1 pseudogene is annotated in these 645 nt (G+C 76.1%); it reads right to left on the reverse strand.

The features are described from left to right. Positions 1–468: pseudogene (locus DD1DGNOD_RS27335) on the reverse strand (ParA family protein); the annotation flags it as partial. Between the last annotated feature and the right edge of the window lie 177 nt (positions 469–645).

Genomic DNA, 645 nt, shown 5'->3' on the forward strand with positions numbered 1-645 from the left:
CGTCACGACACCGGCTCGGGCAGCCACCACGAGGGTGTCGGCCCGAGCCAGCAGTGCCGCGGGCAACGGCCGGCCCCACCCGGGCGGGCTGTCGACTAACGCCACCTCGTACCAGTCCTCGACAACGTCGAGGGCACGGCCGACCTCCTCGACGGAGCGCCCGAAGACGTCCGCGCCCGGCGCTCCGAGGAGGACGTCGAGACCTACCGGCCCCGGACCCTGGCCGGCCGGGCCCGTCCGACCCGTCCGGCCGGCGGAGGGGACGAACCGGCGGACCTCGGGCAGCAGCGGCGCCGGTAACCCTCCCGCGCGCGAAAGCTCCCCCCGGCCGGGTGCATGGCCGGGTGCATGGCCGGACGAGGGACCCAGCCGGGCGGCGAGCGCACCAGGCTGGTCGGGACACACGTCCAGCGCGATGATCCGGTCACGGCGGGACGCCGCGAGCGCCATCGCGAGACCGGCTGTCACCGTCGTACGTCCACAACCGTCTTCGAGCCCGCCGACATGCACCCACCGGCACCTGGCCACGAGCGCGCCGGGACCCCCGCGGTCGGCAACCACACGATCCGCCACAACACCCCCGGGCTGCGTACCCCCGGGCTCCGCGCCCCCGGGCTGCGCCACAACACCCCCGGGCTCCGGCTC

The sequence above is a fragment of the Candidatus Protofrankia californiensis genome (genome assembly GCF_900634765.1).
Taxonomy (GTDB): domain Bacteria; phylum Actinomycetota; class Actinomycetes; order Frankiales; family Frankiaceae; genus Protofrankia; species Protofrankia californiensis.